Annotated in this window: 24 protein-coding genes; 13 read left to right on the top strand and 11 right to left on the bottom strand. The window is 69.2% G+C overall.

All coding sequences use genetic code 11. The annotated features are described in order from the left end of the window. Positions 1 to 4 precede the first annotated feature (4 nt). From OG817_RS27240 to OG817_RS27220, 5 genes are all read right to left on the bottom strand, one after another. On the bottom strand, positions 5 to 142 hold the full coding sequence (locus OG817_RS27240) for a hypothetical protein (protein WP_406047455.1): 138 nt from the start codon (positions 140 to 142) through the stop codon (positions 5 to 7). A 19-nt stretch (positions 143 to 161) separates the two neighbouring features. Then, on the bottom strand, positions 162 to 881 hold the full coding sequence (locus tag OG817_RS27235; RefSeq protein WP_406047454.1) for an anti-sigma factor domain-containing protein: 720 nt from the start codon (positions 879 to 881) through the stop codon (positions 162 to 164). Continuing rightward, positions 878 to 1,489, bottom strand: coding sequence for a sigma-70 family RNA polymerase sigma factor (locus OG817_RS27230; protein ID WP_360452395.1), 612 nt, complete (start codon positions 1,487 to 1,489; stop codon positions 878 to 880). Before OG817_RS27230 ends, OG817_RS27235 begins: the two co-directional genes overlap by 4 nt. A gap of 2 nt (positions 1,490 to 1,491) precedes the next feature. Next, positions 1,492 to 2,139, bottom strand: a complete 648-nt coding sequence (locus OG817_RS27225; protein WP_406047453.1) for a fasciclin domain-containing protein — start codon at positions 2,137 to 2,139, stop codon at positions 1,492 to 1,494. 73 nt (positions 2,140 to 2,212) lie between these two features. After that, complete coding sequence (locus tag OG817_RS27220) at positions 2,213 to 3,808, bottom strand: molybdopterin-dependent oxidoreductase (RefSeq protein ID WP_406047452.1); 1,596 nt, start codon at positions 3,806 to 3,808, stop codon at positions 2,213 to 2,215. Between the two features lie 159 nt (positions 3,809 to 3,967). On the opposite strand from OG817_RS27220, the gene aroQ reads away from it, so the two are divergent. Together aroQ and OG817_RS27210 are read left to right on the top strand one after the other, a co-directional pair. Next, entirely contained in the window at positions 3,968 to 4,588 is a 621-nt protein-coding gene (gene aroQ / locus OG817_RS27215) for a gamma subclass chorismate mutase AroQ (protein WP_406047451.1), read from the top strand. After that, positions 4,585 to 5,112 (top strand): AAA family ATPase, encoded by a 528-nt coding sequence (locus tag OG817_RS27210; protein ID WP_406047450.1) that lies wholly within the window; start codon positions 4,585 to 4,587, stop codon positions 5,110 to 5,112. The genes aroQ and OG817_RS27210 overlap by 4 nt, the downstream gene beginning before the upstream one ends. Here OG817_RS27210 and OG817_RS27205 read toward each other — a convergent pair. After that, positions 5,109 to 6,113, bottom strand: a complete 1,005-nt coding sequence (locus OG817_RS27205) for a hydroxyacid dehydrogenase (RefSeq protein WP_406047449.1) — start codon at positions 6,111 to 6,113, stop codon at positions 5,109 to 5,111. The two genes, OG817_RS27210 and OG817_RS27205, sit on opposite strands and share 4 nt — an antisense overlap. An 84-nt stretch (positions 6,114 to 6,197) precedes the next feature. Here OG817_RS27205 and OG817_RS27200 point away from each other — a divergent pair, with 84 nt between their 5' ends. Continuing rightward, entirely contained in the window at positions 6,198 to 6,647 is a 450-nt protein-coding gene (locus OG817_RS27200; RefSeq protein WP_406047448.1) for a DinB family protein, read from the top strand. 3 nt (positions 6,648 to 6,650) lie between these two features. Here OG817_RS27200 and OG817_RS27195 read toward each other — a convergent pair whose 3' ends face one another. From OG817_RS27195 to OG817_RS27185, 3 genes are all read right to left on the bottom strand, one after another. Continuing rightward, a complete protein-coding gene (locus OG817_RS27195; RefSeq protein ID WP_406047447.1) occupies positions 6,651 to 7,298 on the bottom strand; it encodes an HAD family hydrolase in 648 nt (215 codons plus the stop codon). Positions 7,299 to 7,327: 29 nt separating this feature from the next. Further along, on the bottom strand, positions 7,328 to 8,680 hold the full coding sequence (locus tag OG817_RS27190) for a glycoside hydrolase family 32 protein (RefSeq protein ID WP_406047446.1): 1,353 nt from the start codon (positions 8,678 to 8,680) through the stop codon (positions 7,328 to 7,330). A gap of 110 nt (positions 8,681 to 8,790) precedes the next feature. Further along, complete coding sequence (locus OG817_RS27185; RefSeq protein WP_406047445.1) at positions 8,791 to 11,802, bottom strand: putative Ig domain-containing protein; 3,012 nt, start codon at positions 11,800 to 11,802, stop codon at positions 8,791 to 8,793. A gap of 121 nt (positions 11,803 to 11,923) precedes the next feature. On the opposite strand from OG817_RS27185, the gene OG817_RS27180 reads away from it, so the two are divergent. Continuing rightward, the gene (locus OG817_RS27180; protein WP_406047444.1) at positions 11,924 to 12,886 is read left to right on the top strand and encodes a winged helix-turn-helix transcriptional regulator; all 963 of its coding nucleotides are present in this window, start codon (positions 11,924 to 11,926) and stop codon (positions 12,884 to 12,886) included. A 1-nt stretch (position 12,887) separates the two neighbouring features. On the opposite strand, the gene OG817_RS27175 is transcribed toward OG817_RS27180, so the two are convergent. Beyond that, positions 12,888 to 13,286, bottom strand: coding sequence for a PPOX class F420-dependent oxidoreductase (locus OG817_RS27175; protein ID WP_406047443.1), 399 nt, complete (start codon positions 13,284 to 13,286; stop codon positions 12,888 to 12,890). A 145-nt stretch (positions 13,287 to 13,431) separates the two neighbouring features. Between OG817_RS27175 and OG817_RS27170 the strand changes: the two genes are divergently transcribed. From OG817_RS27170 to OG817_RS27140, 7 genes are all read left to right on the top strand, one after another. Further along, complete coding sequence (locus tag OG817_RS27170) at positions 13,432 to 13,623, top strand: hypothetical protein (RefSeq protein ID WP_406047442.1); 192 nt, start codon at positions 13,432 to 13,434, stop codon at positions 13,621 to 13,623. 47 nt (positions 13,624 to 13,670) lie between these two features. Beyond that, positions 13,671 to 14,126: a MarR family transcriptional regulator gene (locus OG817_RS27165; protein ID WP_360452371.1), complete on the top strand. Its 456-nt coding sequence runs from the start codon at positions 13,671 to 13,673 to the stop codon at positions 14,124 to 14,126. A 103-nt stretch (positions 14,127 to 14,229) separates the two neighbouring features. Then, complete coding sequence (locus OG817_RS27160) at positions 14,230 to 15,096, top strand: SDR family oxidoreductase (RefSeq protein WP_406047441.1); 867 nt, start codon at positions 14,230 to 14,232, stop codon at positions 15,094 to 15,096. 66 nt (positions 15,097 to 15,162) lie between these two features. Beyond that, positions 15,163 to 15,534, top strand: coding sequence for a hypothetical protein (locus OG817_RS27155; RefSeq protein ID WP_406047440.1), 372 nt, complete (start codon positions 15,163 to 15,165; stop codon positions 15,532 to 15,534). A gap of 68 nt (positions 15,535 to 15,602) precedes the next feature. Next, positions 15,603 to 15,899, top strand: coding sequence for a hypothetical protein (locus OG817_RS27150; protein WP_406047439.1), 297 nt, complete (start codon positions 15,603 to 15,605; stop codon positions 15,897 to 15,899). A gap of 9 nt (positions 15,900 to 15,908) precedes the next feature. Further along, complete coding sequence (locus OG817_RS27145; RefSeq protein WP_406047438.1) at positions 15,909 to 16,697, top strand: Kelch repeat-containing protein; 789 nt, start codon at positions 15,909 to 15,911, stop codon at positions 16,695 to 16,697. A gap of 654 nt (positions 16,698 to 17,351) precedes the next feature. Further along, entirely contained in the window at positions 17,352 to 17,852 is a 501-nt protein-coding gene (locus OG817_RS27140) for a hypothetical protein (protein ID WP_406047437.1), read from the top strand. A gap of 8 nt (positions 17,853 to 17,860) precedes the next feature. Here the strand turns inward: OG817_RS27140 and OG817_RS27135 are convergent, their stop codons facing one another. Next, positions 17,861 to 18,178, bottom strand: coding sequence for a helix-turn-helix transcriptional regulator (locus tag OG817_RS27135; protein ID WP_131517352.1), 318 nt, complete (start codon positions 18,176 to 18,178; stop codon positions 17,861 to 17,863). 67 nt (positions 18,179 to 18,245) lie between these two features. Between OG817_RS27135 and OG817_RS27130 the strand changes: the two genes are divergently transcribed. Next, positions 18,246 to 19,247 carry a zinc-dependent alcohol dehydrogenase family protein gene (locus OG817_RS27130; RefSeq protein WP_406047436.1) on the top strand — a complete coding sequence of 334 codons (1,002 nt, stop codon included), beginning with the start codon at positions 18,246 to 18,248 and terminating at the stop codon, positions 19,245 to 19,247. A gap of 33 nt (positions 19,248 to 19,280) precedes the next feature. Beyond that, positions 19,281 to 20,282 carry an aldo/keto reductase gene (locus tag OG817_RS27125; protein ID WP_406047435.1) on the top strand — a complete coding sequence of 334 codons (1,002 nt, stop codon included), beginning with the start codon at positions 19,281 to 19,283 and terminating at the stop codon, positions 20,280 to 20,282.

The following is a 20,282-nucleotide window of genomic DNA, read 5'->3' as shown; positions in this document are numbered from 1 at the left end:
TCACTCAGCGTTTAGGGCGGGCCGCGACCTGGATGAGCGTCTGCTGGCCGCTGGCCACCAGCGTCCGCCGGCTGTCCTGGACCGAGAAGACCTCGAGTTGGCAGACGGTGAGACCCTGGACCTCAGCCGAAGCCTCGTCCATGCGGCGACAGTACCCGCCGTCAGGTCATCGGGATCGTCGCCGCGGCCGGCTGGGACGGCGTCGCGGAGCCGCCGGTGGGCTCGTTCGTGAGGCCGAAAGCGATCATTCCCGTGACCGAGCCGTCGAGCACTCGGGTGGTGTCGCCGGCGGCGAGGCCGACCGAGTGGGCCGTCTTCGACGGGTCGATCATCCACAGCTGCCAGGTCCGGCCCGCGCGTAGCCTGGGCAGGTCGTTCAGTACGACGACCGCCTCGTCCGCGCTGGGAGACATGACGATGGTGGCGTGACCGCCACCGGCGACCGGGCCTCGGACGGTTCGCGCATCGGGCTGGGAGAGTACGGCGGCGATCTGGTCGTTGGCCTGGACCGCGTCGGTCTTCTCGCGGTACTGGTCGACGGCGACTCCGCCGACACCGGCGACGGCGAGCGCGGCCGCGGCGAGTGTGAGGACGGAACGACGGGTGAACCGCTTACGCGCGGGTACGCCGCGGTGTCCGGCGACCACTGGAGGTACCTGGCGGACGTGGTCGATCGCGGCCAGGACGTTCGGCTTGAGCGAGGGCGGCGGCGGGGCCGCGACCTGGGTGGCGAGCTTGACCGCGGCCTCCCGGAGCTCGGCGACCTCGGTGGCGCAGAAGGTGCAGCCGGCCAGATGCGCCTCGAACAAGGTCCGCTCGTCCTCGGGCAGCGCGTCGAGGACGTAGGGGCCGGTCAGAGTGTGCACGTCGGATTCGGTCATGACGTACGCCCCTTTGTGGTTCCGAGGCAGTCGCGGAGACGGATCAGGCCGTCGCGCATTCTCGCCTTGATGGTCGGCAGCTTGGCATCGAGCCGCTGCGCGACTTCGGGATAGGTGTAGCCGTTGTAGTAGGCCAGGGTGATCGACTCGCGTTGCAGGTCGGTCAATGTGTCCAGGCAGCGCCGTACCTGCTCGGACTCGAGCCGGGTGGTGACGGTGTCGGCGACCTGGTCGAAGTCGACCTCGGCCGATCGCGCGCCGATCAGCTCGGTGCGGTCGGCGGCCGCCTGCTCGGACCGGACCCGGTCGACGGCCCGGCGGTGCGCGATGGTCAGGATCCACGCGTGCGCGGAGCCGCGGTGCGGGTCGAACCGGGTGGCCGTCCGCCAGACGTCGATCATCACTTCCTGGGTGACCTCCTCCGACTGGGCCGGGTTGCGAAGGATTCGCCGTACCAGGCCGAACACCCAGGGCGTGACCCGGTCGTACAGCGCGCTGAAGGCTGCCGTGTCGCCGCCGGCGGCACGGGCCAGGAGATCGCCGTCGCTGACCTCGCCGGGCCGCGTGTGCGGCCCGGCCGGCCAGGGCAGTGCAGTCGGTTCGGTCACGGTCAGTTCGCCGGTGGCATCAGGACAGAGTCGATCAGATACACCGTAGCGTTGGCCGTCTTCACCCCACCACAGATGACGGACGCGTTGTTGACCTTGAGGCTGTCGCCGGAGCCGGTGACCGTGACGTCCTGCTTCTCGACGGTGGCGTGCGTGCCCACCACCGCGGACGGGTCGAGCTGCCCGGGTACCACGTGGTAGGTGAGGATCTTGGTGAGCAGCGCGTCGTTCGTCTTGAGCGTGTTGACGGTCGCCGCCGGGATCTTCTTGAACGCGTCGTCGACCGGCGCGAACACCGTGAACTCGCCGCCGTTGAGGGTCGAGACCAGATCGACCTTCGCGTTGAGCTTCCCGGACACGGCCGAGACCAGGGTGGTCAGCAGCGGGTTTCCGGACGCGGCGGTCGCGACCGGGGCGGCGGCCATGCCGTCGATCGAGCCGGCACCGCTCGGGTTCGCCTTCGCGTAGTCGGCACAGCCGGGGCCGACCAGGCCGGCCGAGCTGCTGTCCATCGACTTGCCGGCCGACGGGGTGCTCGCTGAGGAGGCGGCGGAACTGTTGTTGTCGTCGCTGCTTCCACACGCTGCCGTCGCGAGGACGAGAGCCAGTGCGGATGCGGCGAGACCGGCGCGGACGAGGTACTTGGGCATGACGGGTTCGCTTTCTCGAAGGGGACACTGACAGCGGTACTTCGGTGCCGCTGCGGACCCGGATGGGTGGGAATTACTCGACCATCACGACCGTGTTGTGCAGGCCGCTGGAACCGTTCGGACGCGGTGCGGCCCGCTGCGCTGTCTGCAGGTTGCCGTCGCCGTCGGTGGCCCGGACGGTGAGCTTGTGGTTGCCGGGCGTCGCGTCCCAGCGGAAGGTCCACTGCCGCCAGGTGTCGATGGTGTCCTCGGCCGCGAGCGTCGCCTCCTGCCACGGGCCGCTGTCGACCTGCACCTCGACCTTGCGGATGCCGCGTTGCTGCGCCCACGCGACGCCGGCGGCGACCGCCGGTCCCGCCTTGATCGTGGCGAACCCTTTGGGTACGTCGATCCGCGAGGCGGTCTTGACTGGTGCCTCCACGGACCAGCCGCGGTCGGTCCAGTAGGCACTGAAGTCCTGGAACCGGGTGACCTCGAAGTCCACGATCCACTTGGTCGCCGACACGTAGCCGTACAGACCCGGCACCACCATCCGCACCGGGAACCCGTGCTCGAACGGGAGCGGTTCGCCGTTCATCGCGACCGCGAAGATCGCGTCCCGTCCGTCGGTGAGCGCGCTGAGCGGCGTACCGATGGTCAATCCGTCGATGCTGGTGGACTTCACCGCGTCGGCGCCGTTCCGGACACCGGCCTCGGCGAGGATGTCGGCGATCGGTACGCCGATCCAGCGCGCGGTGCTGACGTACGGGCCGCCGACCTCGTTGGACACGCAGGTCAGCGTGATGTCGCGCTCGATCAGCCGGCGCTCGACCAGGTCGCCGAGCGAGAGCCGGAGTTCTTGGTTCACCATGCCGTGGATCCGCAGTTCCCAGTCGTCGGGGTCGATCCGCGGGACCTGGAGCAGGGTGTCGACCCGGTAGAACTTCGCGTTCGGCGTCACGAACCGCGATACCCCAGGTACGTCGGCCTGGACGCCGACCGGGAGTGGACCCGCCGCATCGGCCGGTGTCGGCACGCGGAACTTGGCGCGCACCGCATCGCCGGGCCCGAACGACGCGACCCTCGTCGTGGACCACGCCGCCGCCCCGGCCACAGCCAACCCAGCCACGGTCACCAGGAACCGCCGCCGATCGAACCCCTCCGGCTGCTCCGCCTCGGTCTTCGGTCGTGGCGACCGAAGAACCAGCGCCATGGCCAGCACCGCCACCACCAACGTGACAATTGCCGGCAGCAACCGATCCACGACTCCGGCCGCAGCCGAACGCCCGAACGCCGCGAACACGACGCCAACGACCCCAAGTCCTGCGGCGATCCCAACCGCCACCGCCTGTCTCCGTCGGTCCCGACCCTCCGACCGGTCCGGAGGAGGTGGTCGCCGGGCGTCCCCACCCCATCCTCCAGCGCCGATGGCGCCGGCCGCGGCGGCCACCAACGCGAGGACTACGCAGATGCCGGCCCGGAGGAGGGGACGATCCGCGGTGCCGAGTTCTCGGACGGCGAAGTCTTTGACCGGGCCAGGGGACCAGTCGATGATCTGCACGCCGACGGCGTCGACCGGCCACGGACCGCCGGTGACGGCGGCCACCAGGTACCCGAACGACAAGGCGGCGCCGGCCGCGACGACTCCGCCAACCGCGCCTGCTGCCTGCCGACCTCGCGAGGTACCCATGCCCTTGGTTCGGCGACGACCACCGCTCGGATGGGCCGCTGTTGGCAACAACTGGCCACTCGGGATGCCCTGGACCGAACCACGGGTAACGTCAGCGACCGACATCGAGGAGGCGCGCCGGAGGTCGGGTCGGCGTGCTCGGGGAAAGGGTGTGGAGACGTGCTTCGCAGGGTGATCAGCGGCGTGATCGTGGCCGGGGTGGTTGGAGTGACGCAGGCCGGAGCGCCGGCCTTCGCGGCGCCGGCTGCCACGGTGCCGGTTCAGGGATCGACGCAGGCGGCCGGGCTTCACAAGACTCCGGTGCGGCTCGACGGCCTGACCGAGTTGGTCATCCGCCGGATCGAGGTGGGCGACGAGGTGGCCGCGTCGAAGTACTTCAGTGGGAAGCCGGTCGAGGACCCGGTCAGGGAGCAGCAGATCATCGATTCGGTCCGGGAGTCCGCCGTACAGCTGGGGATCGACCCGGACTCGACGGCCGACTTCTTCCAGGCGCAGATCGAGGCCAGCAAGGTCGTGCAGCGCGGACTGCTCGCCAAGTGGGCCGCCGATCCCTCGTCCGCTCCTACGTCCGGGCCGGATCTGGACGCCGTACGTCAGGAGCTCGACGAGCTGACCACGGGTCTGCTCACCGAGTTGGTCCGCGTCGACCACTTCCGGCACACCGGCCTGGCCTGCGACATCTCCTTGCTGGTAGCAACGACGACCGGCTCGATCGAGCATCACTTCGACCACCTCCACCGCCAGGCTCTGGCGGTCGGCACGGCAACGGTCTGCGGATGACCCTGGTGTCTGCTCTGGTGCTCTCGGGCCCGCCCGGGGTCGGGAAGACGACGGTCGGCTGGCGGGTCTTCGATCGGTGCACCGACCTCGGGCAGGATCCGGCGTTCGTGGATCTCGATCTGATGGGTGCGGCCTGGCCGGCTCCGGAGGACGACCCGCATCAAGCGCGGCTGAAGGCGACGAACCTGGCAGCGGTGTGGTCGAACTACCGCGCCGCGGGCAGCCGTCGGCTGATCATCGCGGGGGTCGTGGAGGACCAAGGCGAGCGGAAGCTGCTGGAGGTGGCCACGGGCGGAGCGGTGGTCATCTGCCGGCTGGAGGCGCCGGACGATGAGCTGGCGCAGCGGATTCTCGGCCGCGGTCGAGAGAGTGGCGCCGACGTCGCCAAGTTGGCTGCCCGTGCAGCCGAGCTATCCGCCCAGCTCGCCGCTCACGACGTCAGCGACTACCCCGTCGGAACAGCGGGGCGCACGATCGACGAGGTGGCCGACGAGGTGCTCGCGCGCTGGGACATGCCCTCTTAGGCCATCCGGGCGAGGGCAGCTTCGGTGAGCTCGTACCGCAACGGGGATCCGGCGACGTACCGCTCGATCTCGGACACCACGATCGTGCCCATCTCGAGGTAGCACTCGACCGTGCCCGCGGCCCGGTGCGGGGTGAGTACGACGTTCGGGAGCCCTCTGAGCGGGCTGTCCAGCGGCAACGGTTCCTCGTCGAACACGTCCAGGGCCGCGTCGATCCGGCCGGTCCGTAGCTCGGCGAGCAACGCATCCGAGTCGACCAGCCAGGAGCGTGCGGTGTTGACCAGCGCCGAGCCGTCGGGCATCAGCGCCAGCTCGCGTGTCCCGATCATCTGGCGCGTCTCGGCCAGCGTCGGCGCGTGCAGAGCAACCACCCGGCTGGTTCGCAGCAGGTCGTCCAGGTCCATCCGCCGTACGCCGAGCTCTGTCGCGCGCTCGTCGGTCAGATACGGGTCGTGGACAACGACATCGGCGCCGAGGGCAACGACCATCGCGATGTACTCGACGCCGGTCCGGGAGGCGCCGACGACCCCGATCCGGGAGCCGGTGATGCCGTGCTGCGGAGGCGTCTCGATCGCGCCCACCCACGCCGCGCCACTGTGCATCGCGCGGTCGAACCGATGGATCCGGTGCAGCATCGTGAGGGTGAACGCCAGCGAGACCTCGGCAACCGGCCGCGCCATCGCCTGCCCGGCCTGCGTGAGCCGGATGCCGCGCCGAAACACCTCGTCCGTGACGAAGTGCTTCACCGACGACGCGCTGTACGCGATCAACCGCAAGCGCGACGCGTGCGCGAGCACCTCAGCAGTCAGCGGCGTAGCACCCCACGAGGGAATCAGTACGTCGGTCCCGGGCAACGCGCCCACCAGCGCCTCGGCGTCACCGGGATCATCAAGCAGCACAAGCTCACCGAGCTTCTCCAGCCGCGCGACGCTCTCGTCCGAGAACACCATCGACCGGAACGACGGCGTAGCCACCAACAACATCCGAACCCCATCACGCATGGCCAGATAGTAGCCAGGACGTAGGATCCGGGAGTGGTGAATTCGCGGAGCAAACGTCCGCCACGTGCGGATGAACGTGTCACGGTGATCGCGTTCCTGCAGTGGCATCGGGAGACGCTCGAACTCAAATGCGCCGATCTGAAGCCGGAGCAGTTGGGGGAGCGCGCGGTACGGCGTTCGGGGTTGTCGCTGCTCGGGCTGGTGCGGCACGCGGCCGAGACTGAACGGTTCTGGTTCCGCCGAGTGATGGCAGGGGAGGAAGCCCCGCCGCTGTTCGACGTACCGAACGCCTTCGACGTCACGGGTGCGGACGCGGCGACGGTTGATCAGGCCTGGGATGCGTGGCGGGCCGAGGTCGCGTTCGCGAACAAGTTCGTCGAGGCGGCACCGGATCTCGACGTCGTCGGAGACGAGCCCGGTGAGGGTCCGGTCTCACTCCGCTGGGTGTTGATGCACCTGCTCGAGGAGTACGCGCGGCACAACGGTCACGCCGACCTCCTCCGCGAGCAGCTCGACGGCGCAGTCGGGCTCTGACGCTCAGGACTCGATCAGGCGCAGGGCTTCGGTGACGGAGTTGGTGACCGGGAGGCCGGTGGTCTCCAACGCGGTCCGGGTCATCGCACCGGTGGTGACGAGGACGCACTGGGTGCCGGCAGCCGCGGCGGCGTTGGCGTCGTCGACGACATCGCCGATCAGGACGACGTCGGCCGGGTCCAGGTGCTGAGCCTCCAGATGGCGGATCAGACTCTCGGCCTTCGAACCGCCACCGACGTCGCCGACCAGACCGTCGACCCGCCTGAAGTACTGCGTCAGCCCGAACTGGTCGATCGTCGGTGTCAGCCGCGGGTGGAACCACATCGACAGCAAGGACTGGGTCCGCCCACTCTCGCCCCACAGCCGTAGCTCGTCGGGGACTCCCGCTGCCAGGCCGCACGTGTGCAGCAGCGCGTCGTACCGCTCGTGGTAGAGCTTGTCGACGCGCGCCCACTCCTCGTCGTCGAGGGGGCGCTGGAGGATCTGCTCGTACGAGACCCGCATCGGCCGTGCGTAGACCGCCTGCCACTCGGGCCAGGTCAGATCCGCCCGGCCGAACTCGACGCAGACCGCATTGACCGCGGCCAGTACGGCGTTGTTGTCGTCGAGCAGAGTGCCGTTCCAGTCCCACACGACATGCGAAATCCTCACCCGCGCAACTGTACGTACTACGCCCGGTATCACCCGGAGGTGGGCCAGATGGAGGACAGGTGGTGCAGGGTGAGCGACGTCAGGTTCAGCGGAGCAGTGGTGGTCAACTGCAACCCGTTACCCGTCGAGGTCGTGTCGAAGTCGACGTTGTAGCAGGCGTAGTAGGCGCCGTCGGCGGCGAAGATCGCGAGTTGGCCGCGGTCGACCAGGAGACGGACGGTGAGGATGCCGTCGGCGGCCGGCGACAGCGGCACGCCGTCCAGCGCTCCGGCGCCGACGTCGTACGTGACCTCACGAGCGGACGACCCGTCGGCACCGGTCCGCAGCCGGAAGGCGAACGAACCATCCACGGCACCGGACACGTCGAAGGTTGCCTCGAGCTCGTAACTCGTGGCGTCCACATCGGTCAGGAGCGGGGCTCCCGGCGTGACGAGCTGAGCCTCGTACGACGTCGCCGACGTGCGCAGCGACGCGATCTCGTCGACCGGCTGGCTGAACACGCGGGGACCGTCCGGAGTCGCGACCAACCGCTGCTGCACCGGGAAGCTCGCGTTGCCGGTCCAGACCGAGCCGCGATTGAGGCCCTGCCAAGCCATCGTCACCACCCGGTCGTCCGGCATGTTGTCGAACGACTGGGCCGCGTAGTACTGACCACCCGCACCGCCGGGGTTCACGGTGATCGTGCACGGCTCCGTCCAGTCCGTCCGGAACTCGCGCCCGTCGAAGTCGCCGACGACGTACGATCCGCGGCCGTCGCGCAGTACCCAGGTCACGACGCCGTCCAGCATCATCGGCGTGAAGTCCGGGCACTCGAACAGCCAGTCGGCGACGTACCGGTCGCTCCGCTCCCAGGTACGCAGGTCGGGTGACACGAAGAAGTCCGCGCCGTTGCCGTTGTCGTCGGACCAGACCACCATCGCCCAGGTCTGACTCGGCTCGTGCCAGACGACCTTCGGGTCCCGGCTCTCGTGACCGCTCGGCTGCGCGATCACCCGGCCCTCGTCGTACGCCGTGAACGTCATGCCGCCGTCGAGGCTGTAGAACATCCGGACACCCTGCGTCCCGGTGAAGACCGCGATCGGATCGTGGTCCCCGTCCTTCAGCCCGGACGTGTTCCGTACGTCGACCAGGCCACCGCCCGACCACAGCTCGCCGGGGTGCACGGCAGGATCGAGCGCGATCGGCTGCTGCTCCCAGTGGACCATGTCGGGACTGGTCGCGTGGCCCCAGTGCATCGTGTCCCACACGAGGCTGTTCGGCGCGTGCTGGAAGTAGAAGTGATAGCTGCCGCGGTAGTGCAGCATCCCGTTCGGATCGTTCATCCACCCACGCCGAGGACTGAAGTGAAACCGACCGCGATTGTCTTCCTGGTAATCGGTCACGGGCGACCCTTCCTAGCGAGGACGACGATGCTCACGCGACGGTAGCCGGTCATCGGCCCGCCTGCGTCAGCAGGCCGGACCAGTACGGGTACACGCCTGGGGACAACTCGTCAGGGCGAGACGCTGACGCCGTCGACCAGGAAGCTCGTCGCCTTGGCGTCGTCCTCGGTGCTGGTCCACTGCAGCGTCACGGTCCGGCCGCGGTAGGGCGTGAGGTCCACGGACTTTCCGACGTACTTCGGACCGCTTTGCGCAGCCGTGTAAGTGCAGACCGGATGTCCATCGACGGTCAGGCGGAGCACGTCGTGGTTCGAGGTGTCGTCGCTGTCGACCCGCAGGGCGAACCGCAGACTGGGCCGGCCGATGATCGGCACGGTGATGCGCTGGCTCAGCGAGTCCGTGTGCGTCGTGCCGTAACCACCGAGCCATGCGTAGCCCAGACCGGCGTCGGCGTACTGACCGTCCGCGCGGATCACGTCCGCGGTCTGCGACCAGCCTCCGGTTCCGGCCGTGAAGTCGCCGTTCGCCACGCCGCGCGAACCGTCGCGGGTGCTGACCACCCAGTTGATCACGGTGTTGCCGCGGGCACCGGTCGAGTCGGTCGCGGTCACCGTCACCGAGTGGGTCTGCGGCTGCGTCGGTCGGCCGTAGATGATGCCGGTGGTGGCGTCGAGGCGGAGACCAGCCGGCAGATCGGTCGAGCTGAAGCGGACCAGCCGGTGGCCGGGGTCGGACGCCCGGACCGGGAGCAGAACGAGGTCGCCGACGGCGCTGAACTGCTGTGTCGGTGCGTTCACGGTGATCCGGTTCGACTTCGTCGGTGACGTGAGCGCCTGCGTGCCGATCGGCGTACCGAGGCCGGTCGGGCCGTCCCAGCCGGCCTGCGCGGTGCACAGCGGAGCCGGGGTGCACTCGCCGTTGTTGCCCTGGACAACGTCGTTGAGGCTGCCGGTCCGACCGTACGGGTAGCTGGCCGGGTACGACGACGGCGCGGGGTCGCCGGCCAGCGCGTACATCGCGGCGATGATCGGTGCCGCCGCACTCGTTCCGCCATACACGGCCCAGCCTTCACCGCCGGTGGTCTGGTAAACCGCGACGCCGGTCGCGGGGTCGGCGACGGCGGACACGTCCGCGACCGCGCGCTTCGGACACACCGCGGCCGGGATGACCGACTGCCAGCTGGGCTTCGCCACCTCGGCAGAGCAGCCCGAGCCGGTCCCGAATCCGGGGAAACTGTTCCACACCGTCTCGGTCCAGCCACGGGCCGAGTCGTCCTTGGTCAGCGTCGTACCGCCGACGGCGGTCGTCGCGGCCGAGCTGGCCGGGTACGACGTACCCGCGTCGTAGTCGTAGTCACCGGTCGAGGCCGCGTAGACGACGCCGCGCGGGAGGAAGTACTTCCGGTCGAGGTCGACGAGGTTGCCCATCTCGGATCCGCCCCAGCTCAGCGACACGAACTTCGCGCCCAGGTCGCCCGCAGCCTTGACCGCGGTCAGCATGTCCTCGGTCGGTGAGTTCGCCTCGATCAGCGTGATCCCGCACTGCGGGCAGACCGCGGACACCATGTCGAGGTCGAGCGAGATCTCACCGGCCCACGAGCGCGACGGCGCCGGCAGGGGGCTCGGCCGGCCGTCCTGGTTGAGCTTCTGGAAGCAGCCGTTCGCGGTCGTACACGGCGGCAGTCCGTACTGCCGCCGGTAGACGGCGAGGTCGGACTCCGCCGTCGGGCTGTCGTACGCGTCGACGATGTAGACCCGCTGTCCGCTGCCCGCACTGGACGGCAACCTGTACGCCGCTGCGAGGTCGGCGGGACTGTAGCCGGCCGGCGTCTCGGTCACCGAGCGCGAGCGGAAGCCCAGGTCCGTACGTCGTTGCGCGAAGCACCTGAACGTCCCCGGCGCCACCTTCTGGTCGCAGCTCGCCTCGACCTTCGGCATCTCCTGGACGTCCTTGCTCGTCGCCGGCTTGGTCGTCGTGGCACCCGGCGCCTCGGCCTGCTGCCAGGTCTGCCCGGCGTCGCGGGTCACCCAGAGCCGGGACTGCTGGCCGTAGATCGCCTGGGCCTCGATCATCCAGGCGGTGGTCGGGTTCTGGAAGACCAGGCTGTGCAGGACCTCACCGCCGTTCTCGAGCCAGGTGGTGTCGAGCCGCCACGACTTCGACAGGGCCGGGCGGTTGTACACCTGGCTGGCGGTGATGGTCGGCACCATCACGGCGCCGTCGGGCGCGACGGTGAGCTCGTCGGCCAGGCCACGGTCGCCGGGAAGTTCGTCATACCGGAAGGTCCTGCCGCCGTCACCGGAGGACATCAGCGTCTTCACCGAGTGGCCCTGGCCGTAGAACGCCATGCACAGCACGAAGACGCGGTCGGCTCCATTGGAGGTGAAGCCGGTGATCGTCGCCTCCTCCTGGTCCGCGCAGGCGACCGGGCCGGTCGCTCGGACCGTGCCCTGCCGCAGGGTGGTCAGCCGTCCGGCCACACCGGCGCCGGCAGAGGCCAGCAGGTAGACCGTCGAGCCGTTCGCCGCGAGCCAGGTGTGGTCGCCCGCCGCGACCGGTACGTCGATCCGCTGCCAGCCGCTCGACTTCCCGGCCGGCGCACGCCAGACCTTGAGCGGGCGGTCGTCGCAGACACCGCTACCGATCGGGCAGCCACTGGTGACGACGTACGTCCCGTCGGCCGAGGCGAGGAATTGAACCACTCTCGCGTCGTCGCCGGGTACAGCGACCTTGGTCCAGGTCCGGCCGCCGTCTGTGGTGTTCTCGAGGTACGGGTCGTAGGCCCACCCGTTCTTGCGGTCCAGGAACTGCAGGCCGGTGATGCCGGGCTCGCCGCTGCGGGCCAGCTCGTTGTGGGTATGTCCGACGGTGGTCCAGGTCTTGCCGCCGTCGTGGGTGGCCTTCACCTCGGCCGGGCAGGGCGTCGTACCGCAGTCGTCGCCGCCGAGCAGGTAGCCGTCGGTCGGGGTGGGCCAGACGATCGACTGGGGCGCGAAGGCTGGATCGGTCACGGCCGGTTGCTCGGTCCCGGCTGCTTGCGCGGTCGCTCCGGAGCCGACGAGAAGTGCGGTGACAAGTGCCCCGATCAGGGCGATCGCGGAACGACCGGCATGCAGACGCACTGTTCACTCCTCGGACGACGACAGTTTTCCTGGCACACGCTAAGCCCTGGCGCGATCCCTGCGGCGCCGGATTCGGCCATCCGCCCAAACCGGCCAATCAGGCCGCGCCTAGGCTCAGCCCGTGGCTGATTGGGAAGCGGTGGGGCTGTCCGCGGAGGACGCACAGGTGTACCGGCAGTTGCTGCGGGATCCCGGCGTACCGGTGCAGCAGCTCAGTGAGTCTGTGGAGATGCCGCTGGCAACGGTCGCGGAGGCCGTCGCCCGGCTGGCCGAGGCGGGGCTGGTCCGCAGCGGCTCGGAGGCTGCGCCGGCGCCGGTCGATCCACGGTCCGGGCTCGGCATGCTGGTGCGGGAACGCCGGGCGTCGCTGGACGGCGTGGCGGCGATGACCGACCAGCTGGCGCGCGAGTTCAGCGCCGGGCAGTTGCAGGCCGAGCCGAGCCGCCTGATCGAGATCGCCGTCGGGCGGGACGCGATCGAGGCGCGCATCGACGACATGTTGCGTGGGGCAACCGTGCAGGCGGTCGGCACCGACACCCCGCCGTACGTCGCGGACGGCAGCCATCAGGTGTCGAGTGCCGAGCTGGCGCTGCTCGAGCGCGGGGTCAGGTTCCGGGCGATCTATGCGGCCGAGGTGCTGGACCATCCCGGCTGGGTCGCGCGGTTGACGTCGATGGCCGAGCGGGGCGAGCAGGCCAGAGTGCTTCCGCAGGTGCCGGTGAAGCTGCTGATCGTGGACGGGACGACGGCGATCCTGCCGCTCGCGGGCGACGGGCCGTCACGGCCTGGGCAGGCGCGGGCCGTGGTGGTCACCGACTCGGCGCTGACGAGTGCACTCCAGGTCCTGTTCGACCAGCTGTGGGGGCAGGCCACACCGCTACGTCTGACCGAGTCGGCCAATGCCGATCCGGTCACCAACCTGATCAACTTGCTGGCCAGCGGGATGAAGGACGAAGCGATCGCACGTCAGCTACGCATCAGCGGCCGAACCCTGCGGCGGCGGATCGCCCAGGTCCAGGATCAGCTCGGCGCCACCAGCCGTTTCCAGGCCGGTCTGCAAGCCGGCCGTCAAGGCTGGGACTGAGTCAGCTGCGGACGTGGACCTTCTCCGCGGTGATGCGGATGACGAGGCGGACCCGCTCGGGCGGCAGATCGACGTACTCCTGACCGGCGCCTTCGCCTTCGTACGTCTCGGCAAGCTGCACCGCCAGCTTGCGGTCGACATCGTCCGACACAGTCGCGTTGCCACGGATCTCGACGTACCGCTGCGGCTCGTCCTTGTCGATGACGAGCACACTCGCCCGCGGATTCCGCTGCACGTTCCGGGTCTTCGCTCGCCCCGCCTCCGTCGAGATCAGTACGTCGTCACCGTCTCGGCCGACCCACACCACCGACGACTGCGGAGTCCCGTCCACCCCCACAGTGGCCAGCACGGCCGGATTGTCCCCATCGATCAACGCCCGCGCGACCTCACTCAGCTCCATGGCCTCACCCTATTGAGCTCTGCCAGGCGCTGCCGCGGCGACCAGGCCGGCGACCCGGCCACGACGACGTTCGCCAGCGACGAGAACGCGAAGCCGATGCCGATGCCGGGACGCCGGCGCCGGTGGCGATCGCCCACCGTGCGTCGTGCCCGACGGCGAGGAATCCGAAGCCGACTACGCCGATCGCACACGCGAGGACCAGTTGCCGGCGTTGCCGTCGTACTTCGCGGGGCACGTCTCGCGGATCAGTCATCGCACGCTGGTCGACGCGCTGGCCGACCAGGGCCGTCGTCTTCCGCACTGCGCCGTACTGGCGGGCCTGGGTCCGCTGTGGTGATGGTTCGCGTCACGAACTTCTGTGGGCGTGAATGCTATCTTGGCAGGGTGGCGAAGAATGAGGACGGCAAGATCGGAGTGGTGGCCGGACTCGTCCGGTCGGCGTTCCTGGTGAATGCGGTGTACGCCGAGGCGAGTCGTGAACGCGGCCTCACCCCGCAGCAGGGGCAACTGCTCTGCGTCCTGATGGCCCAGCCTTTCGGGATGGGCGAGTTGGGTCAGATGCTGGGGCTCGCCAAGTCCAGTATGACCGGCCTCGTCGACCGCACCGAGCGCAACGGACTGGTACGCCGCGAGCCGGATCCGCGTGACACCAGGGCCGTGCGCGTCGCGCTCACCCCGCGCGGACAGGATGTCGCGGAAGAGTTCTACGCCGAGACGTGCCGGCGGATCGACCGGTTGCCGGACGGCCTGAACGCGGCGGAGCGCGACACGCTCGCCGGTCTGCTCGGCCGCGTCGTCCTCGACAACGAGGTCCCGGTGGTCTTCATGGAGCAAGCCTGAATTTCTGGATTGAGGTTGCAGTTCGTAGTACGAACTAATACAGTTCGTACTACGAACAAGCTCGATGCGTCCAGGCATCGGCCGTCAGGTGAGGAAACCCTTCATGTCCGATCTCATCGCTGTCACCGGCGCGACCGGCGCCCTCGGCACCCTGGTCGTCGACCAACTGCTCGCCCGCGTCCGGGCCGAGCGCATCGTCGCCATCGCCAGGAACCCGGCCAAGGTGGCCGCACTGGAGGCGAAGAAAGTCCAGGTCCGGATCGCCGACCACGACGACCGTGCGGCGGTCGACGTCGCCCTCGACGGTGTCGACGTTGCGCTGCTGATCTCGGGGAACGAGTTCGGCAAGCGGATGGTCCAGCACGAGAACGTGATCCGTGCGGCCCAGCAGGCCGGCGTCTCCCGGCTCGTCTACACGAGCGCCGCGCATGCCGACACCAGCCCGACGTTCATCGTGACCGAGCACAAGGCCACCGAGCAGCTGATCCGCGAGTCCGGCCTGACCTACACGATGCTGCGGATGAACTCGTACCACGAGAACTACGTCCCGTTCCTGACCTCGGCGCCCGAGACCGGAGTGATGATCGGCAGCGTGCACGAGGGCCGGGTGGCCAGCGCCGATCACCTCGACTACGCCGAGGCGACCGCGGTCGTGCTGAGCACCGACGGCCACGACAACGTGGCCTACGAGCTGGCCGGCGACACGGCGTGGACCTATCCCGAGCTGGCGGCCGCTATCGCGGAAGTGAGCGGTAAGCCCGTTGTCTACCAGGACCTTTCGTCCGAGGAGCACGCCGAGGCGCTGCGAGCCAACGGTGTCGACGAGCAGACCGTCACTTTCCTGGTCCAGCTGGACGCGGACGTCTCCCATGGCGTGTCAGCGGACGCGACAGGTGAGCTGCACAAGCTGATCGGCCGCCCCACCATCCCGCTGGTCGAGGGCCTGCGGGCCATCGCCGCCCGGTCGTGAGCAACGGTTGCCGCAGGCAAAGGAACTTGTGCGAGTTGACCGCCGGTCTCACCTAGGGTCGTGGCCATGAAACGAGCGATTGTGTGGGTCCTGTCGGTTGCCGGCATCGCCGCCGTTGTGTGGCTGTTGCTGGGCGCACCTGCCTCGGGCAGCAAGAACAGCTGGCCCAGCAACGGCGGCGGACCGCTGACCGAATGCAAGTCGGTGTTGCGGACGGGTGGTGCCATTCCCGTTCGCGGTGTCCTCGATCCGATCGCGGTGGAAACCCTGCAAGGCCGGCCAGGTGAACCGGTTGGCGTGGGCCGTGCTGATTGCCGTGCCGACCAGTGTGCTGACCTCGATCGCAGTCCGCCGCTGGAATTCGTAGCCGGCGCGGCCAGTTCTGACCGTGGCCAGATCAGGCCACGGAGCATGCTGGACAGCCCCACGCAGCCCTGACAACACTGCTGGACGTTGTGCCGAGACGGTGAGGATCCCGGTGCACACCATCCTGGGGAGGGTTCCGCATGCACCCTGTGGTCTCTGGATCCGGACGACGCCGGACCGTGCTCGGCGTCGTGCTGGCCGTCCTGGCCGGGCTGCTGATGCTGCCGGCCGGGACGGCGGCGTCGGCCGCGCCACCGCCTCCGGTGCCCTGGCAGGACAAGGTATCGTCCAGCCTGCGGTCGGGGCTGGTCGCCGGAAAGACGAGCGACTTCATGGTCCGGTTCGCCGACCGTGCCGACCTGAGCAAGGCGGCCACGATCAAGGACTGGAAGGAGCGCGGCGAGTACGGATCGGCGACCGGCGGACGATCGAGCTGACGGTGAAGAATGTCGGCACCCAACTACGTCTACGACCTGAAGACCAAGACCTGGCAGGAGATCGCGCGGACCACCGATGCGCTGGAGCGACCTGCCGGTGGGTTCGTCGGCGACAAGCTGTACGTCGTGGGTGGCTGGCCGCGCGGAGGTGCGCCGGCCGCAGGGCTAACGGTTTACGACCCCGCCACCGACAAGTGGTCGTCCGGACCGGACGCCCCGATCGGCACGGCCGCGGCCGCATCCGCCGTCCTGGACGGCAAGCTCTACGTCATCGGTGGGCGCACGAACGCCGACGACGCGCACGGAAGCCGCGGTGTGATGGTCTACGACCCGGTTTCGAAGCGCTGGACGCGAGCGGCGGACTATCCGGAACCGGTGTCCTGGCAGCACTGTGGTGCCATCGGTGAGCGCATCTACTGCGCCGGAGGGGACAACGGGGGCGTCGATCATGCGCTCCGGACGGCGTACAGCTACAACCCGGTGACCAACCGCTGGCTGCGGCTGAGCGATCTGCCGACAACGGTCTGGGGTGCCGCGTACTCCGCGGCCAACGGTGAGCTCCTGCTCTCGGGTGGGATGGTGGCCGGCTATCGAAGCAACCTGGGCTTCGCCTACAGCCCGGCCTCGGACAGTTGGAGGTCGTTGCCGAACTCCCAGTTCGCGGTGACCCGGGTCGCCGGCGCCTGCGGATTCTTCAAGGTGGGCGGAGCGGAGGGGATCCTCGGCGCCAAGCCGTACGTCGAGCAGCTCACCGGCAACGACCGTGCGCGTCCGGTGGCCGGGATGTGCCGTGGCTGAGGGCCGACAAGCCGGCCGGCACCCTCACACCGGGGCAGTCGACACGGATCCGGGTCACTCTCGACGCCGGGACCCCCGCAACGAGTCAGCCGCGCGAAGTGAGCGCACGGCTGCTGCTGATGGAGGACACCCCGTTCCGGAACGCACCGCTGACCGTGACGATGGATGCGGTCGCGCCGCCAGACTGGGGCCGGATCACCGGGACCTTCACCGGCAAGGATCGGTGTACCGGTCAGACGGCCGCCCTGCCAGGAGCAGCCGTGACGATCGGCACGAGGCATGGCGCGGTGCATCTGGTCGCGGACGAGGGAGGACGGTACTCGTACTGGCTGAAGGCGGACGGGCACGTCCAGGTGAGTGCAGCCGCGCCCGGCTGGCCAAGGCAGGATCGTGCTCGGTCCTGCCGGGCGGGTAGGCGCCGGAACGTGCAATCACCATGGACGGATGCGGCGGCGAACCTGGCCATCCTCGGCGTCGGGGAGTTCGAGGAGCGGGCCTACCGGATCCTGCTGCGCTCACCGGGACTCACGGTGACCGGGCTGGCGGACCGGATCGGTTCGCCGGCCGGCCGGCCGGGTGCGCCGCGCGGTCACCGTGCTCGAGCAGTCGGGACTGGTCAGCCGGTCTCCGTTGCCCACGCCGCGATTGTTGCCGGTGGCATCGGATGCGGCGATCGAGGCACTGGTGCGCCGGCAGGAATCCGAGCTCGAGCGGATCCGGGCGCTGGCCACGTCCTGGGTCCCGGAGTTCCGTTCCGGCGGCAATGCCGCGCCGACCGAGCTGATCGAGGTGGTCACCGGGGCCGACACGGTCCTGAGCCGCTTCGATCAGCTGCAGCGCGGGGCGATGGAGGAGGTGCAGGTGCTCGACACTCCGCCGTACGCCGGTGACGCGGGGCCGGTCACGAACGACGCGGAGTTCGAGGTGCTGGCCAGAGGGGTGACCTGCCGGGCGATCTACGCCCGGGCCGCGCTGGAACAGTCGCCGAACGCGGTGACCGCGATGGCCAGTGGGCTGAAGGACGAGGCCATCGCGCACCACCTCGGCTGGAGCCATCGCACCACCAGGCGGCGGATCGCCACGCTGATGTCGACGCTGGGCGCTGACACGAGATTCCAGGCCGGGCTGTACGCCGCCCGCGCGGGGTGGTTGTGACGAGTCGGTCAGGCCGGCTGCTTCTGGGCGGCCAGGATCGCGTCGAGCAGGCCGGGGAAGGCCTGGTCCAGGTCGGCGCGGCGGAGCGAGTTCATCCGCAGGGTGCCGACGTAGTACTGGCGGATCAGGCCGGCCTCGCGCAGGACTCCGAAGTGGTGGGTGGCGGTCGCCTTGCCGACCGGTAGGTCGAAGCCGCCGCACTTGATGTCCGCGCCGAGCGCGTCGAGCTGAGTGACGATGCTGCGCCGGACCGGGTCGACCAAGGCTTCCAGCACCCGCTGGACGTCGAAATCGGAGACCTCCGGATGCTGCGGCGTACGTCCCATGAGGTCAATAGTATGATCATCGTCAAGTTTGACGGTGATCAAACTTATCCGAGCGGGAGGTAGTGGCATGGCGAGGACGGTGCGGTTCCACCAGGCCGGTGGGCCGGAGGTGCTGCGGCTGGACGACGTCGATCCGGGCGAGCCGGATCCCGGTGAGGTGCGGGTCCGGGTGGACGCGATCGGGATCAACCGGGCCGAGGTGCTGTTCCGCCGGGACCAGTACATCGAGCCGGTGAAGCAGTTCCCGTCCCGGCTCGGCGCCGAGGCCGCGGGCGTGGTCGAGGCGATCGGCCCGGACGTCACCGGATTCGCGCCCGGCCAGGCCATCAGCGTGATCCCGGCCTTCTCGCAGAACGACTACGGCGTGTACGCCGAGCAGGCGATCGTGCCCGCGAGTGCGTTGGTGAATCGACCTGACGGCATCGATGCCGTCGCCGGCGCGGCCGTGTGGATGCCGTACCTCACGGCGTACGGCGCGATGGTCGAGATCGCCGGATTGCGTGCGGGGGAGACCGTCGTCCTCAACGCGGCGTCCAGCAGCGTCGGTCTCGCGGCGATCCAGACCGCGAACCGCGTCGGCGCCACGCCGTTGGTCGTCACACGGACCCGCGCCAAGCGGCAGAGACTGCTCGACGAGGGCGCGGCCGAGGTGATCGTCTCGGACGAGGAGGACGTGGCCGCGCGCGTTCTCGACCTGACCGCGGGCCGCGGCGCGGAGTACGTGTTCGACGCGGTGGCCGGCCCGGAGGTCGTAAATCTCGCGCGCGTGGTCGCATCCGGCGGTACGTTGTTCCTCTGGGGCGCGCAGAGCGGGCAACCGACGCCGTACCCGGGCTTCGATCTGGGCATGCCGGCGCTGAATCTGCGCACCTACACGGTGCACGAGATCAGCCGCGATCCGCAGCGGTTGCTCCGGGCAACGGCTTTTGTTTCGTCGGGCCTGCTGGCGGGCACATTCCGCCCGGTGGTCGATCGAGTGTTCCCGCTCGAGCAGGTCGTTCGGGCCCACGAGCACATGGAATCCAACAGCCAGGTCGGCAAGATCGTGGTCAGCGTCGATCACGGATAGCGGATCCGGCTGCTGCAACGAAGGGACAGGACGATGGAGTACCGCAATCTGGGCCGGACCGGCCTGAAGGTCAGCGAGGTGTGCCTGGGCGCCATGCACTTCGGTGGCCCGGCGGACGAGCAGACCAGCGTGCGCATCCTGGACGAGTTCGTCGAGGCCGGTGGCACGTTCATCGACACCGCCGACGTGTACAACGCCGGTGAGTCGGAGGCCGTGCTCGGACGCTGGCTCAAGGGCCGCGACCGCGACTCACTGGTGATCGCCACCAAGGTCTACGGCAGCATGGGCGACGGCCCGAACGACGACGGCCTCAGCCGCAAGCACATCCTTGCCGGGGTGGACGCCAGCCTGCGCCGGCTGGGCACCGACTACATCGACCTGTACTACACCCACGTGTGGGACACGGCGACACCGATCGAGGAGACGCTGGCGACGCTCGACGTACTGGTGTCGTCGGGCAAGGTTCGGTACCTGGGCGCCAGCAACGTCACCGGCTGGCAGCTCCAGAAGGCTGTGGACGTGGCGAAGCAGGCCGGGATCAACGGGTACAGCGCACTGCAGCCGCTGTACAACCTGCTCGACCGCGAAGCCGAGTGGGAACTGCTCGCCATCTGCCGCAACGAGGGACTTGGTGTGATGCCGTGGAGTCCGCTGCGTGCGGGCTGGTTGGCCGGCCGGTTCCACCGGGGCATGGAGGCGCCGCCGGAGGGGACCCGGGTCGCGGAGGCCGCCAGGCAGGGGCTCTACGAGGCCTGGGACTACTACGACAACGACCGCACCTGGAACGTCCTGGACGCGTTGCATGCCATCGCGGCGGACACCGGTCGCAGCGTCGCGCAGGTCGCGCTGCGCTGGCTCATCCAGACCGAGCCTGTCACCGCACCGATCATCGGTCCGCGCACCCTCGAGCACTACACCGACAACATCGGTGCGGCCGGCTGGTCGCTCGACGCCGAGCAGCTCGCCCGCCTGACCGAGGTCAGCGAGAAGCCGTCGGTGTACCCGTACAACCTGCTCTCAGGCTTCAACCGCTGA

This window comes from Kribbella sp. NBC_00889 (assembly GCF_045207705.1).
Lineage (GTDB): Bacteria > Actinomycetota > Actinomycetes > Propionibacteriales > Kribbellaceae > Kribbella.
This window is presented reverse-complemented; position numbering and strand designations above follow the sequence as displayed.

Excerpts from the sequence above, each read along its gene's own strand:
- OG817_RS27145 (WP_406047438.1), top strand. The coding sequence starts at position 15,909 with ATGTCGGCACCCAACTACGTCTACGACCTGAAGACCAAGACCTGGCAG.
- OG817_RS27220 (WP_406047452.1), bottom strand. The coding sequence starts at position 3,808 with ATGGGTACCTCGCGAGGTCGGCAGGCAGCAGGCGCGGTTGGCGGAGTC.
- OG817_RS27125 (WP_406047435.1), top strand. The coding sequence starts at position 19,281 with ATGGAGTACCGCAATCTGGGCCGGACCGGCCTGAAGGTCAGCGAGGTG.
- OG817_RS27205 (WP_406047449.1), bottom strand. The coding sequence starts at position 6,113 with ATGCGTGATGGGGTTCGGATGTTGTTGGTGGCTACGCCGTCGTTCCGG.
- OG817_RS27225 (WP_406047453.1), bottom strand. The coding sequence starts at position 2,139 with ATGCCCAAGTACCTCGTCCGCGCCGGTCTCGCCGCATCCGCACTGGCT.
- OG817_RS27160 (WP_406047441.1), top strand. The coding sequence starts at position 14,230 with ATGTCCGATCTCATCGCTGTCACCGGCGCGACCGGCGCCCTCGGCACC.
- OG817_RS27130 (WP_406047436.1), top strand. The coding sequence starts at position 18,246 with ATGGCGAGGACGGTGCGGTTCCACCAGGCCGGTGGGCCGGAGGTGCTG.
- OG817_RS27240 (WP_406047455.1), bottom strand. The coding sequence starts at position 142 with ATGGACGAGGCTTCGGCTGAGGTCCAGGGTCTCACCGTCTGCCAACTC.
- OG817_RS27150 (WP_406047439.1), top strand. The coding sequence starts at position 15,603 with ATGCACCCTGTGGTCTCTGGATCCGGACGACGCCGGACCGTGCTCGGC.
- OG817_RS27210 (WP_406047450.1), top strand. The coding sequence starts at position 4,585 with ATGACCCTGGTGTCTGCTCTGGTGCTCTCGGGCCCGCCCGGGGTCGGG.
- OG817_RS27235 (WP_406047454.1), bottom strand. The coding sequence starts at position 881 with ATGACCGAATCCGACGTGCACACTCTGACCGGCCCCTACGTCCTCGAC.
- OG817_RS27135 (WP_131517352.1), bottom strand. The coding sequence starts at position 18,178 with ATGGGACGTACGCCGCAGCATCCGGAGGTCTCCGATTTCGACGTCCAG.
- OG817_RS27155 (WP_406047440.1), top strand. The coding sequence starts at position 15,163 with ATGAAACGAGCGATTGTGTGGGTCCTGTCGGTTGCCGGCATCGCCGCC.
- OG817_RS27175 (WP_406047443.1), bottom strand. The coding sequence starts at position 13,286 with ATGGAGCTGAGTGAGGTCGCGCGGGCGTTGATCGATGGGGACAATCCG.